At 45.2% G+C, this 14,867-nt stretch carries 11 protein-coding genes; 7 read left to right on the top strand and 4 right to left on the bottom strand.

Features of this window, described 5'->3' with window-relative positions; genetic code table 11:
- The first annotated feature begins 45 nt into the window (after window positions 1-45).
- Together O3C43_04175 and mrdA are read left to right on the top strand one after the other, a co-directional pair.
- Complete coding sequence (locus O3C43_04175; protein MDA1065680.1) at window positions 46-507, top strand: hypothetical protein; 462 nt, start codon at window positions 46-48, stop codon at window positions 505-507.
- Window positions 504-2,390 carry a penicillin-binding protein 2 gene (gene mrdA, locus O3C43_04170; GenBank protein ID MDA1065679.1) on the top strand — a complete coding sequence of 629 codons (1,887 nt, stop codon included), beginning with the start codon at window positions 504-506 and terminating at the stop codon, window positions 2,388-2,390. Before O3C43_04175 ends, mrdA begins: the two co-directional genes overlap by 4 nt.
- A gap of 1 nt (window position 2,391) precedes the next feature.
- On the opposite strand, the gene O3C43_04165 is transcribed toward mrdA, so the two are convergent.
- The 4 genes from O3C43_04165 to tsaD all read right to left on the bottom strand — a co-directional run bounded on the left by O3C43_04165 (window position 2,392) and on the right by tsaD (window position 7,922).
- On the bottom strand, window positions 2,392-4,677 hold the full coding sequence (locus tag O3C43_04165) for a DUF3488 and transglutaminase-like domain-containing protein (GenBank protein ID MDA1065678.1): 2,286 nt from the start codon (window positions 4,675-4,677) through the stop codon (window positions 2,392-2,394).
- Window positions 4,601-5,575, bottom strand: a complete 975-nt coding sequence (locus O3C43_04160; GenBank protein ID MDA1065677.1) for a DUF58 domain-containing protein — start codon at window positions 5,573-5,575, stop codon at window positions 4,601-4,603. The genes O3C43_04165 and O3C43_04160 overlap by 77 nt, the downstream gene beginning before the upstream one ends.
- 155 nt (window positions 5,576-5,730) lie before the next feature.
- Entirely contained in the window at window positions 5,731-6,702 is a 972-nt protein-coding gene (locus tag O3C43_04155) for a MoxR family ATPase (GenBank protein MDA1065676.1), read from the bottom strand.
- Between the two features lie 161 nt (window positions 6,703-6,863).
- Complete coding sequence (tsaD, locus tag O3C43_04150) at window positions 6,864-7,922, bottom strand: tRNA (adenosine(37)-N6)-threonylcarbamoyltransferase complex transferase subunit TsaD (protein ID MDA1065675.1); 1,059 nt, start codon at window positions 7,920-7,922, stop codon at window positions 6,864-6,866.
- A 95-nt stretch (window positions 7,923-8,017) separates the two neighbouring features.
- On the opposite strand from tsaD, the gene ffh reads away from it, so the two are divergent.
- The 5 genes from ffh to purQ all read left to right on the top strand — a co-directional run bounded on the left by ffh (window position 8,018) and on the right by purQ (window position 14,866).
- Window positions 8,018-9,379, top strand: coding sequence for a signal recognition particle protein (ffh, locus tag O3C43_04145; protein MDA1065674.1), 1,362 nt, complete (start codon window positions 8,018-8,020; stop codon window positions 9,377-9,379).
- 35 nt (window positions 9,380-9,414) lie between these two features.
- Complete coding sequence (locus O3C43_04140; GenBank protein MDA1065673.1) at window positions 9,415-10,101, top strand: HAD hydrolase-like protein; 687 nt, start codon at window positions 9,415-9,417, stop codon at window positions 10,099-10,101.
- A gap of 129 nt (window positions 10,102-10,230) precedes the next feature.
- The gene (purL, locus tag O3C43_04135) at window positions 10,231-12,570 is read left to right on the top strand and encodes a phosphoribosylformylglycinamidine synthase subunit PurL (protein MDA1065672.1); all 2,340 of its coding nucleotides are present in this window, start codon (window positions 10,231-10,233) and stop codon (window positions 12,568-12,570) included.
- Window positions 12,567-13,613: a phosphoribosylformylglycinamidine cyclo-ligase gene (purM, locus tag O3C43_04130; GenBank protein MDA1065671.1), complete on the top strand. Its 1,047-nt coding sequence runs from the start codon at window positions 12,567-12,569 to the stop codon at window positions 13,611-13,613. Before purL ends, purM begins: the two co-directional genes overlap by 4 nt.
- A complete protein-coding gene (gene purQ / locus O3C43_04125) occupies window positions 13,610-14,866 on the top strand; it encodes a phosphoribosylformylglycinamidine synthase I (protein MDA1065670.1) in 1,257 nt (418 codons plus the stop codon). Before purM ends, purQ begins: the two co-directional genes overlap by 4 nt.
- The last annotated feature ends 1 nt before the right edge of the window (window position 14,867 follow it).

The following is a 14,867-nucleotide window of genomic DNA, read 5'->3' as shown; positions in this document are numbered from 1 at the left end:
ATTCTCTTCCTAGTACAAGCTATTGGGCTAATTTTGCTTAGCCAGTTGAACCATTCTTTAGCTACCGTTTCTTTATTTATTTTCATAAACGGACTGTTCATCGCTTTCCCCGCACTTTTCCTTCCGTTGGGCCAGGGAATCGGACTGGTTACGCTATTTTCACTTTTTTACGATTCAGGTGAATCTTGGAACATTGGCACAAGTCTGATCCCCAACCTATTAATCTTTATTTTAGTTTACTACCTGCGAAGCCGCATAGGTCACAAACGGAAAAGTGTAATTAAACCCGTCACATTACTCATTAACCTCGGCCTATTCCTGTATTACACCATTTTAGCCTCCCTGCGTTATGATCTCACATCTCAATTCATATTCTTGAACCTGGTGCACCTTGTAGTGTCTCAATTGGTGTTACTGATAGTGGCAGGGTGGTTGATATCCTATCACAATTATGTCTTGTTGATGTTCAACATCGACTCGAGGGCCAACTACGGAACTGAAAAATGAACATAGTAGAGATATTTCGTAATTATAATATCAGACTGCGCGTACTCGCATTTTCACTCATTTTAGTCCTGGCATTACTATTTAGCGGATTGGCCTATCGCCAGGTCTTTATGGCTTCCGAATACTCAGAAAAAGGTGAGCGACAAACCTTGAGGCGTATCATCATTCCCGGTCCACGTGGTAATATTTATGACCGTGATGGGCGACTCCTGGTAGGCAATAGAGCCAGATATTCCGCAGTGGTCTTTCTCAATCAATTAAGACCTGAGTTTCGAGAGGAGTTCAGTATGTTGAAACAACACTATGAATCTCAGCCGAAAGAACAGGTACCTGGTAGAGGAGATATCCAAATCGAAGCACGAAGAAATGTTGTTCGTCGGTACATTAATGAAGTCGGAAAAGCTATTGGACGGAACCTTGAGATTAATTCGCGCGACATTGAGCGTCATTTTGGCCAACAACTATTGTTACCCTTTCCTCTTATTACCGATATGGAGCCAGAAGAATACGCGCTCCTTCTGGAACAGATTCCGGTCCATTCAGCCATCCAAATTTATACATCCAATGCCCGTTACTATCCCTATGGAAGTCTAGCTGCTCATACCATTGGTTACGTAGGAAACACCGAGGAAATGAATACAGAAAATTTGCCGGGGGATGATCTCATGACTTTTCAGGCAAGAGGCTACGAAGGCAAAACGGGAATTGAAAAGGAGTTTAATACAAAATTACAGGGTGAAAGTGGTTTGGAGATCTGGGTGGTCGATCCATCTGGTTTCCAATTCCAACCTAAAGTTCAAAAATCTCCCGTTCAGGGAAATGATCTTACATTAACTCTTGATTCAGAATTGCAGGACATTGCTGAAATGGGATTGGGAGATCAAAAAGGCGCTGTCGTTGCGCTCGACGCAAAAAGAGGAGACCTCCTCGTTATGGCTAGTAAACCGGATTTTGATCTAAACAACCTTAGCCCATTTATTTCAAACGTTGTTGCCAATGATATAAACGAGCGAGGGGCGTGGCTAAATCGTCCCTTGCAAGGAGTGTATGCTCCAGGATCCACGTTTAAAATAGTAACAGCCATGGCAGGGCTTCGGGCAGGTATTTTAGACGATACTTCGCAAACATTTTGCGGCGGAAGTTTCAATATTGGACGAACTAAACTACGGTGCCATAATCTATTCGGCCATGGTGACGTTGACCTGCATGAAGCCATCCGAATGAGCTGCAATGTGTTTTTCTATCAATTCAGCCAGGAAATCGGAGTCGATTTAATTAGCAATGAGGCGAAACGATTTCACCTTGATGAACCTACAGGGATTGAATTGCCTTATGAAACTAACAATATGTTGGTTCCAACCAAAGCATGGAAGGAAAAGAATATAGGCGAACCATGGTATCCGGGAAACACGGCTCACCTATCGATCGGTCAAGGCTATTTGGGTGTTACTCCCTTGCAAATGGCATGTTTCACGGCCGCCTTCGCACGTAAAGAAACCCAATTTACACCCACCATCCTATTCGATCCATATCGGCAAACAATACCAAGCCAAAGAGACATGGGTCTGCTCGAAACGGATTACCAAAAAGTCCTCGATGGAATGGAGTCAGTCGCAATTGATGGAACAGCGAAATTGATTCATGTAGCCGGAGTACGAATCGCTGCAAAAACTGGAACCGCTCAAGTCCAGACTCCTGAGGGGATGACCCAACTGGCTTGGGCAATCTGTTTTGCTCCCATTGAGGATCCGGAAATTGCGATAGCTGTTTTAGTTGAAGGCGGGCGAGGAGACTCCTTAGGCGGAGGATCAACATCTGTCCCCATCGCACAACCCATACTCCAACGGTTTTTTGAAAAGATGGGACATCTAGCCGCCCGCTAATTTAAAGGGACTTTATTAATTTCTTTGCGCGTCGCAGCTCGAGCGACACGGTTGGCCACGATTCCACCGAACCGAATCGAATCAGCAATAGTTGGTTCATGCTAAGTTCAACGGATTCATTCGAAACGTTTTTAGACAATTTTCTTCTAAAACGATCTAGAAGCTGTCCCGCCAAAACTCGTTCCTTGAGCTGATTAATCCTTTTTCTCTTTCTGGTGCCAAAAAATTTAAAATAGGCGCGAGCACGCATACGCGATAACAAAACACGAACTACGAGGTAGCCACCAAAAAAGGCTGCGAAAGCTATTCCAAACAAAGTTAACCGCTCCTTATTAAACGGGTCGGAGATCAACGCTTTGAATTCCTCAATAGACGAAATCACGCTTCCTTTAACCGCATCCACAAGCTCCATGAAGGAACTGGAAACCCCATCAACGATTGCCACTTGATCCAAGTTATCGAAATTTATAACACGACGATACCACAAAATTTTCAAACTATCGAAGTAGGCAGTTACACTGGAATCCACAAAAGAACTCGCATTCCCGGTTGCCTCATCGAGACCCAGAACGGCCAAATTCCCTCCTGGAGTTGGATCCACGCGCACCCAGAATTTTTCCCCATCGAATACTTCAACCCAAGCATGAGCGTCGGCGTTCTTGACCATAAAGTAATCCTCAAATCCATTCCAGCTTCCTCCATGGAATCCGGTAACCACACGGGCCGGAATACCTGCAGCTCGGCACAGTAAAACAAGCGCAGCGGAAAAATATTCACAATGCCCTCCATCCTCTTCCTGTATCCAGCGAACCACCGGATCGCTATCGCCGCTATGCTTTGATAAAGATGTTGAGTAATTGTGTCCGAGACCGAGCCACTGGCTTGCTGCATAAGCAAACTGAACCGGATCTCTGTCGGACACCTTCCTCATTATCATTTGAGCCGTTTCAATCAAAAATAATTTGTCAGAATCGTTAACAGGAACTGACAAAGTTGTCCTCGGATATTCTGTCGGTTCAAAAGCTTCCGGGTTATCTAATAACCTTTTTGTTATGGGAGTTCGTGATGAAGGTGCAAAATTATCAGGAATCTTATCACCGAAGGACATACCGGTGACTTGATAAAACTGAACCGAGGGACTAACTTCTTCAGTGTTTAGCGTATGATGATACGGATTAAAAAAGAATGATTCTTGCTTCTGAAAAAGCATTTCATGGTAAACACCCGTGGTTGGCAAAAAACGGCTTACCCCGCCTTCCAAATAAAATGTCCACCGGTCATCTCCAAGCTCAGGAAAATTTTGTCGAATAAAATTTGGACGGTAACCAAACCTATTGGTTTCCCTTTGTTGCTCTCTCCGGGACATGGCATCTTCAGATACGCTGAAATGACCGTCTTCGTAAGAATCCAAAACAAGCATACGCCAATAAGGAGCTGACGGGAAATTAGCCACATCCGGAATATCGATCCGCATGGCAATAGAGTTGTCATCCTTAATTTCAGTAACTTCTCCGAATTTCACATTTTCACTGAAACCACTGTAAGAGGTGGCGGACTTAAATTGCAAAAAAGGGATTATTTTCCCAAGATGAAATCGCGGAAATGAAACGAAAATAACGACCGTGAAACAAATGAGAATTCCAAAAAGAAATAGTCCAAAACCAAGGTGTCGAAGGTCAAATTTTCTCCAAACAGTGTAAACAAACCGAATCCAACTAAAACCAATAAACGTCTCAGCGTTGGCCTCCATCTCCATACCATTTTCACGCAAATTGATCACGAATAACAAAGCCATCGCACAGCACGAAAACAAAATTATGTGCACTCCAAATGAGAGGGACATGGATAAGACACCACAGATCACTATCACAAACATGCATAGGAGAATGAGCTGCATATCTTCCCGTTTCTTCCGATAGGAAAGACTCCGAAAAAGAATTAATAAGACATTCAAATTGATAAGCGCAGCGACAAATTCTGATCGAAGAAAATCGATCACCAAAAATCCAACCAACAACACATTGCTTAGCTTCCAAAACCATGGGGGAATTTTTCCCGGTAGTCGCGGGAAAAGAAAAACAGCGCCGCATAATAGCAGTGAAAACCCAGGCACAATATTCGAAGCGTTTTCCAAAGAGAGAACAGAACTCAGCGATAACAAGGCCAGGAAATTACCCAAAAACCACGCAATCGCAGAAACGTCGCTTCTATTAAGCCTGTCCTGCCTTTTGTAAGCCAACCAATGCATGCACACCTCCTGGAAATACGGGTTCAAACGAAATGACATTTTTCCTATGTACTCCAACATCCACCGAATATTCGGTAGCTTGTACAACGGACAAATCATTAAGAAATTCTTCAAGATCAGCAGCACTACGGATATTCAATGACTTTCTGCCATTGATGATGGTTGAGCTTAACTGATTCTGGATAAAAAGATCTTCAGCCAGTGAGGCGGCAAATCGACAAAGATGGTTAAGGTTTTTTTCCTCCTTCCAGGCAGTGTGAGAAGTATCAACACATACAATGAACCCTGGCTGGCTATCTTCGGCCATTTCTTTGACCATCAACTTTTGTCTCCGAGCTGTGGCCTTCCAGTTTATGTGCTTTTGAGGATCACCAATTTGATAGTCCCGTATTCCAATTATATCTTCACCCACACCTTTACGTTTTAAAGTGCTTCCCTGGAAATGAATTTTTGTGCCTCCGATTTGGTTAAAAGAATAATCGATCCGTTCTGGCCAAACATGGAAGCTCACTTCTCTGTTTGCGGGCATGAATTTGGACAAAAAACCAAAAGGAAATTGAGAACCAATACTGGTGATAGATAGTGTTTCCAATCCGCGTTTGTTAGGCAAAAAAGACCACTCTAAAGATACGGTTCTTTCAGGGTTTAGTCTTCTCGCCAGTGGTAACCGACCTTTTATTCCATTCATTTCGGCAATCAGGTCGAACCAGATTGAGTAGGTCGTGAGAAATCGTTTTGAATTGGACGCCTCAAGCCTTACGAATGCCTTTCGATTCACCCGGTAAGGAAATTGAGCAATCAATCGCCAACTAAGTCTCGCGAAATTCAATGAGGACAGAACACCACTCAACACCAGACTGGCTAGCAGAAATGAAACGGTGATGAATAAAATGTTACTCGAAGTATTGTAGGCCGCCACACCAATAGCCAAGCTCACAAAGATAAGAACATAGCCAGAGATAGTTGGTATGGTTTTGTGCCCTTTTGGTGGAACAATTAGACGATAAATCTTTAATAAAAAAGATTTACTCCTAGGCCGTTTACTCTCGTTCCCGGCTGAGCCCAAAGTCCTGGGATCTGCCTGTGATTGGATCATATCGGCTGGGTTACGGCATCACAAATACTGCGTAATAAGGAAGTAACTACACGTCGTTCTTCAAGAGGATCAGAGGTACTCCTTTTTAGCGCCAACCGATGAACAAACACCGGAATAACCATGGAGAAGACATCCTCAGGAATAACAAAATCACGGCCATAATACAACGCCCGCGCCTGAGAGGCAGCCTTGAGAGCTATAGCTCCCCGGGGGCTGATACCATGCCGGAACTCGGTGTCTGTTCTCGTAGCTTCTACGATCTTTACCAAATAGTGGAGCACAGTATCTTCAACAAAAACTTCCCTGACATGAGCCTGACAGGCATTTACATCCTCTGGAGACAGAACCGGTTTGATGTCCAGATTGTCATAGTTATTGTCCTTTGCCGAAAGGATCTCCAACTCACTTTCAAAGTCCGGATATCCCATGTGGAGACGCATAAAAAACCGGTCCATCTGAGAATCGGGCAACGGGAAAGTGCCTTCGTAATCTACAGGATTTTGAGTGGCGATTACCATGAACGGACTACCCACATCGTAGGTTTCTCCATCGACCGAGAGTTTACCTCTATCCATCACCTCCAAAAGACTCGATTGAGTTTTTGGGGTGGTCCGATTAATTTCGTCAGCCAGCACAATATTTGAAAAGATGGGTCCCTTTTTAAAAATGAAGCCACGCGTTTGATCATCGAAAACACTTACACCCGTTACATCGCTTGGTAACAAATCACTGGTAAATTGGATTCTTGAAAAATCGCAATCCAAGGATTTGGCCAGTGAGTAGGCCAAGGTGGTTTTACCGACACCAGGTAGATCTTCAATGAGTAGATGCCCTCCACAAAGGAAACAAATTACCGCGTTTTCAACAACGTCTTCCTTCCCCTTTATAACCTGATTAATATTATTCTTTAGATCAGCAGATAGTTTTTGCACTTCGCGAGCTGACAATTTGAGAGAAGAAGAAGACATAGATAGGTGATTTCGAAATATTAACAGTAATACAGGTTTTTTTCATGAAAGTAAAATATCCCAAACTTACATTAAATTTGGCGTTCAAAAGCCTGTTCTAAAGGGAATTTCGGTTGAGAATTGGCTTTAACAGATTTTTCATAGGACAACATTCGCGATCCTTAGGTAATTCTCCAACCAGGTTCAACGCAAAGCCGGGATTCGTCTAAAACCGTTCCAGCCGAATCCAGAAATGCAGCAAAAGCAATCATACCTGCATTATCACCTGTTTGATTTGGTTTAGCTACCAGTAGAGGAACTCCTTCTTCATCCGCCAACCCGGAGAAAGATTGGCGAAGTGCCTGATTATTTGCTACACCACCTGACAAGCCAAGGCTCTTAAATCGCCCCCATTTCAACACCGAGCCTGTCTTTTTAGTTAAGGCGTCAACCACTGCTTGTTGGTAACTCGCACACAGGCCAGGAAGATGTTTCGCAAGTTCTGCATCTGACAGTTTTTCAAGCCGGTAACGAAGACTTGTTTTCAAGCCGGAAAAACTGAATTTAACCTCCGACGAATGAACCATGCCGCGAGGAAAATCGAATTGATTCGGTCGACCACCCATGGCCGCCTTTTCTATCAGCGGACCGCCCGGGTATGGCATGCCTAAAAGTTTGGCTCCTTTGTCAAGTGCTTCTCCTGCTGCGTCGTCAATAGTTTCTCCCAGCACAACTACCTCCATATCTGAATTGATCTCAAACAATACCGTATTTCCTCCCGAAACGATCAGGCCCAGATGAGGTAGCAAATCCTGATAGGCGGTGTGAAAATTCCGGGGATCATCATTGTGAAGCGAAATAAAAGGAGAAAAAACATGTCCGCGCAAATGGTTAACTCCGACAATAGGGATATCCAGCGCAAGCGCCAAGCTTCGACCTAACGCAAGCCCAAGGGCAAGGCAACTGGCAAGGCCAGGTCCAGTCGTGACCGCAATTTTTGAAAGCTCATTTATATCAACTTTAGTTTTAAGCTTATCCAGAAGCGGAACAAATGCTTCCAGGTGTTCACGACTTGCAAGATCAGGTACAATTCCACCGTACTCTTGGTGTGTCTGAATCTGCGAGTAGACCAGATCTACCAAAAGTCCTCGGTCCGGATGAAATACCGCCAGGGCCGATTCGTCACAGGAACTTTCAATCCCCAATATCATACCGGAACCATTGCTTCGTTGGTCGTTCAATCAACGAAAAACGATAACCTGTTTCTTTTTCCGCGAAATTAATTGTGTCTATGGAAACGATTCTCTTAATTCCCAACCTTTCCCCCAAAGCTCATATGTTCGATAACCTGACCGATAGAATTGGAAAAACCATCCGCAATTTACGCGGCGTTGGAAAACTAAGCGAAGAAAACATGGCGGAAGCCCTTAAGGAGGTTCGTACGGCCCTTCTGTCTGCCGATGTTCATTTTAAAGTAGCCAGGCAATTTGTGGATCAGGTCCAGGAGGCTTGTATTGGCCAGGACGTGCTTTCTTCGGTTACTCCAGGACAGCAGGTAGTTAAAATCATCAATGATGAACTGACGAAGCTGCTCGGGGAAGGCACTGCAGAATTGTCGGAGAACCGCCCGCTAAAGATCATGATGATAGGTCTCCATGGCGCTGGAAAGACAACTTCGACCGCAAAATTGGCCCGTCATCTTAAAAAACAGGGCCTTAAACCCCTGGTGGTTGGTTGCGATGTGTACCGTCCAGCCGCAATCGATCAGCTGGAGACTCTGGCAAAACAGGAAGAACTACTTTTCTTTTCCGATCGAAGCACAAAAGATGTCCCTTTTATTGGTAAACGCGCCCTGCGTTATGCCCAGGATGAGGACGCCAATGTATTACTTTTTGATACTGCCGGACGTTTGCAAATCGATACCGATCTGGTAGGAGAACTAAAAAAACTCCGGGACACCATCAAGCCAGACGAAATCATTCTGGTCGCTGATTCCGCCCTGGGTCAGGAGGCGGTCAACGTAGCCAGCCATTTTAACGATGAGGTTGGCCTCACTGGGATAATCCTTACCAAGCTCGACGGCGATGCCCGAGGCGGTGCCGCCCTTTCCATGAAGTCCATCACCCAGGTCCCTATAAAATTTGCAGGGACGGGCGAGAAAATGGACGACTTTGAGGTCTTCCACCCTGATCGGATGGCTGGGCGAATTTTAGGGATGGGCGACGTCGTTACCCTGGTTGAGCAGGCCCAAGAAAAAATCGACCAGGACGAAGCCGAGCGAATGGCGGAGAAAATGAAGAGTGCGGATTTCGATCTGAACGACTTTCTCTCCCAAATGCGCCAGGTAAAGAAACTGGGTTCATTGGATAAAATCATGGGCATGATGCCGGGTTTGAACGGCATACAAGTAGGTGACAAAGAAACCAAGCAAATGGGACAGACAGAAGCCATTATTCTTTCAATGACCCTAAAGGAACGGAGTCGCCCCGGGCTAATTAACGGAAGCCGTCGGGTTCGTATAGCCAATGGTTCAGGCACTCGGGTTGCCGATGTAAACCAACTTTTAAAACAATTTACCCAGATGAAAAAAATGATGAAAATGATGCGCGGCGGCAAAATGAAACGCATGCAAAAGATGATGGGTAAAAAAGGTGGCGGCATGGGAGGATTCCCCGGTGGTCTTCCCGGTGGTTTTTAATCAATTCACGACATTGGAAAATTTAACTACCTGCCATGATCCTCATCCTCCTCGATATTGACGGCACTCTGGTGGATTCACTCCACCTGGAGAACAAATACTTTCCTCAAGCTGTTTGCGAAAGCCTGGGTTTACCCCAAATAAAAACAAATTGGGATGCGTATTCCAACCCGACGGACAGTGGCATTATTCGAGAAGTCATGAGGGAAGAACTCGGACAACTCTGCCACCCTGACGATATCGAGCGCTGCAGAACTCGATTCATTGAACTCTTCAGCACCCATCTGGACGAGGATCCGGCCGCAGTTCCGCCAATTGCTGGGGCACACAAGTTCATTGAATACCTGGAAGACAGCGACCATTACATGTTTGCCGTAGCGACCGCCAGTTGGCGTTTTACATCTGAATTGAAGTTAACCGCAGCAGGTTTTGATTTCGATAATTGGATCCTGTATTCGTGTTGCGATTACGAATACAAAAAAGAGGCCACGAAAGCCGCTCATAGGGAGGCCAGACAAAAGCACGGTTCAGATTTCGATTCAGTCGTGTATATCGGTGACTCAAGGTCCGATATGCGCTTTGCCAACGAACTGGGTTACGAATTTTTAGGTCGGGGGGACCAATATACCCAGGCCAATATTTGGGGTGTTGAAGGCATTCGAGATTTTAAAGACCTTCGTTTGGTTGAAGGTAAAATTCGCCGTTCTGTCCGAGCAGGCTAAGCAAAAGCTGTCAGATATTCCCCAGATAGCACAAAACTGAAACATTGTTTAACATCTGTCTTGCACTGGGGAATCCTTTCTGGAACAAAACTTATTTTACTCGTCCATCCATCCAATCCGCCGCCATTAATGTCCCTTAAAGACGAGACCCTGGACTTCAATAATAAAACTAACGACCAGATTCAGCAACTGCTGAAAAATTACAATCTGGCACTGACACCGGACGAAGCTCTGAAAATTCAGAACGAAATCCTGGAGCGTCCCCCTACCCTGGCGGAATGCGTGCTATGGTCGATTCAAGGATCTGAGCATTGCTCTTACAAAAGCAGCCGTGTCCACCTTGGAGCATTTGTTACGAATGGTCCAAACGTGATTCTGGGACCCAAAGAAGACGCTGGGATTGTCGGTGTAGCTACTGACAATGCTGGCAAACGATACGGAATTGCGCTTTCTCACGAGTCTCACAATCACCCAAGCCAGATCGTGCCCTACGAAGGTGCGGCGACCGGCGTGGGCGGAAATGTAAGGGATGTCTGCTGTATGGGAGCCAAAGTTATTGCGATCGGTGATGGCCTGAGATTCGGAGATATCAAACAACCCAAGTCCAAGTGGATTCATGAAGGGGTCGTCGCCGGAATCGCCGGTTACGGAAATCCGCTCGGCGTTCCGAATGTTTGCGGAGATCTTTATTACCACCCCGGCTACAATGAGAATTGTTTGGTCACGGTGCTAACACTGGGAGCCATATGCGAGGAGGACATTATTCACTCCTACGCCCCCGCAAATGCTGAGGGGCACGACTTGATTTTAATCGGTAAACCAACTGATAACAGTGGCTTTGGTGGAGCTTCCTTTGCTTCTTTAGAATTGGAAGAAGAGGAAAAAGAGAAAAACAAGGGAGCCGTTCAAGACCCAAATGCATTTCTTGAACGACACATTTTAAAGTCGACCTACGAGTTGTGCAAAATTCTCAAAGAGAAAAATCTTATCGATAAAGTTGGTTTCAAAGACCTTGGAGCAGGCGGGATTGCTTGCGCTAGTGTGGAAATTGCAGACGCAGCCGGCTATGGCGCAGATGTATTTCTTGATGATGTCCACCTCGGTATGGAAAATCTGGCCCCGGCTGTTATCCTCTGCTCGGAAACCCAGGAAAGATTCATGTGGGCATCCCCACCAGAAGTTACTCAGCTCATTCTGGATCACTACAATAAAACCTTTGATTTCCCAAATATCTCAAAGGGCGCTGCGGCATGTGTAGTCGGAAAAATCAGAGGTGATGGCCAATTTAAAGTGACTTATAAAGGTAAAATCTTAGTCGACGCAAAAGCGAAAGAAGTTACCGAAGGTCTCGTTTATAATCGCCCCTACAAATATCAAAAACCCGAACTTTCAGAGCCAAATCTAAGCGAACCGGAGGATCTTTCTCAGCTGTTGCTAGACCTCCTGGCCCATGAGAACATTGCATCACGAGCCCCAGTTTTCGAAACTTACGACAAGCAGGTTCAAGGCAATACGGTCATCGAAGCAGGGAAAGCCGATGCAGGAGTGATTAAACCATTTCAAGGCGATGAATATCCGGAAGAGATTCGCAACATCGGAATAGCAGTTACCATGGATCAAAATCCACGTTATGGGTTGATTGATGCGCGCCAGGGAGCTATCAATGCGGTCGTGGAAGCTTTTCGAAATATCGCAGCAGTTGGTGGCTCACCGCAAGCTGTCACTGATTGCCTATGTTTCGGTAATCCGGAGAAGGAGAGTCAAATGGGAATTTTTGTAGCAAGTATCCACGGTGTGGCAGACGCCTGTAAAGCAATCCACTTGAAAGAACATCCCGGATTCCCCGTTCCGATCGTAGCCGGAAATGTTTCTCTTTATAACGAATCTCGAACTGGAAGTATTCCAGCAAGTCCAATGATAGGCTGCGTGGGGAAACTGCCGGACGTTTCGAAAGCTGTTTCTTTATCTTTCAAGCACGAAGATTCAGCCATAATAATGATAGGTGCTCGAAAGAATGAGCTTGGCGGATCGGTATATTACGACCTCAATGGCGAGCTCGGAGCAAACGTGCCCTGCCCCGACCTGGAAGAAGTTCAAGCTCAGCTGTACGCCGTGATCGACTTGATTGATTCAAGCCTGATTGAAGCATCGCATGATATCTCGGACGGAGGTCTGGCAGTAGCTTTGGCAGAAATGAGCTTCGAAAACAAAATCGGGTTTAAAGTTGAAATCGATTCCGAGCTATCCGATTTGCAAAGCCTTTTCTCAGAAACAGGGGGATTCATTCTTGAAATAACCCCTGACAATTTTGCTGCAGTTACAACGCTTTTGAGCGAAAGAAATCTTTATTACGAACACATAGGAACTACTTCCACGAACAAACGTATCAACCTAAACAACACCATAGACCTCGATCTCTCCCAGGCAAAGGAGCGCTGGGAAAACGGGTTACGTGAAAAATTATTATGAGCAAAATTGATTATAAATCTGCCGGGGTCGATATTGACGCTGGAAACGAAGCGGTAATGCGCATCAAGGATCACGTTAAAAGCACATTTTCTCCGCATGTGCTTACCGGACTTGGGAGCTTCGGCTCGATGTTCGATCTCACTGAACTCATCAAGGGTTACGAAAAACCGGTGCTCATCCAAAGTATCGATGGAGTTGGCACCAAAGTTTCTGTGGGGAAAATGGCCGGTAAGTTTTACGGTCTTGGAATCGATGTAGTCAGCGCAACGAGCAACGACATTATTGTTCACGGAGCCACCCCCCTTACCTTCCTCGATTACGTAGCAAATCAAAAACTCGTTCCAGAAATCGTTGAAGAGATTGTTCGCGGAATGACAGATACCTGCAGAGAGAACGGAATTTCATTAGTTGGCGGAGAGACGGCTGAAATGCCAAGCACTTACAACCTCCATGAACATGATATCGTAGGTTGTGTTACCGGTCTCGTTGAAAAGGATAAACTTATCAACGGGTCAACCATCGAAGCTGGCGATTGTATCATCGGTCTCGCCTCATCGGGCCTGCAAACCAATGGCTACTCACTCGCACGTAAAGTTTTCTTTGATATTGGTGGATACACAACCGAAAGCAATATTCCTGAATTGGGAACATCAGTGGGCAATGCTCTGTTAGTTCCACACGTAAATTACAAGAATCCGGTTTTTGCTTTACTTGAATCCGAAGTTGTCGTTCACGGTATGGCTCACCTTACAGGCGGTGGTTTTATTGAAAACGTGCCTCGAGTTCTCCCGGTAAACTGTCGTGCAGAAATCGATATCAAGTCTTGGCCAAGTTTGCCAGTCTTTGATGTTATACAAAATATCGGCAGGGTTGATACTCACGAAATGTTCCGAACCTTCAATATGGGTATCGGCTATGTAATCATTGTGCGCCAGGATTCCAAGAAAGCTGCTTTGGAAATCCTAAAAAAATTCAAGAATATTCCTTCATACGAAATCGGAAAAATTATTGAAGGACCTTGCGACGTACATCTTCACAAATGATTAGAGTCGCCATTATTCAGTTTCCCGGAAGCAATTGCGAAACGGAATCCATCGCCGCTATTCGCCGTGCTGGAATGGAACCGGTAGAGTTTTTATGGAACCAGTCCTACGAATTACTCGAAGCGTTTGATGGATACGTAATCGTAGGAGGATTTTCTTATGAAGATCGATCCAGAGCCGGTGTAATTGCTTCACTCGATCCCGTAATGAAAATAATCCGGCAACAATCCGAGACAGGAAAACCTGTGTTAGGAATTTGCAACGGTGCTCAAATCCTGGTCGAGACCGGACTGGTACCGGGATTAAGAGACTACCGCGTAGGAATGGCTCTTGCCCCAAATCGTCGGGAAAAAGACGGGCATATTCTGGGCACAGGATTCTATAATGTGTTTGCTCATTTGAGAATGAATGGTGCTTCCAATAAAACAGCCTTCACACGTCACCTCGAAGAAGGCAGCACGATTCATATTCCTTTGGCACACGCAGAAGGTCGATTTGTTATCCCCGACGAATTACTTTCCGAAATGATCGCATCAGGACAGACGCCGTTTCAATACAGCGATGCGGAAGGAGAAATTTCCGAGGGGTTTCCAATTAATCCCAATGGATCGGTCCATAACCTTGCGGCAGTTACCAATCCTGCCGGAAATGTAATGGCCATCATGCCTCATCCGGAGAGAGTTCCAGCCGGCGATCCAATCTTTACTTCAATGCGTGAATACATTGAAGAGAAACAAGTAAAAGAATCGAAGTCCTGTGCATTTAATCCTCCAAAAGCGACGGTCGGCAAATACAAGGCCAAGCTTAACGGATTTGAAATCCCAATTAATCTGCTTATAACAGACAATACTGCCCACACGGTTCAAAAAGCGCTGGAGGTTGCAGGAATAAAAGCCAACATAACGCGCAAGACTCACTGGGAAGTTGACCTTGGCGATGCCAATGGAACGGTAAAGGAAGACATCATCCAAACAGGGGAACTGTTCAACTCGAACAAAGAATATATAACCGAAATCCCCACGGACGATTCTAAAATCAGAATCCTTGTTCACGACAAAGATGACTTTGTTGGAAAACAAAAACTCGATACTTTAAAAGATCGATTTCACATTTCAGGAATCAAAGAAATCAAACGCTCTACCCTTTGGGAAATTGAACTCGCAGACCCTGAAGACCAAGAAACACTAAACCAAATTTTTAACACTCACATACTCTGGAATCCTTTTTTCCAAGACGCTGTATATTATTCTTAAT

It is taken from the genome of Verrucomicrobiota bacterium (assembly GCA_027622555.1).
Classification (GTDB): Bacteria; Verrucomicrobiota; Verrucomicrobiia; order Opitutales; family UBA2995; genus UBA2995.
The sequence above is the reverse complement of the archived record's forward strand: the minus strand, read 5'-3'. Positions and strand labels throughout refer to the sequence as shown.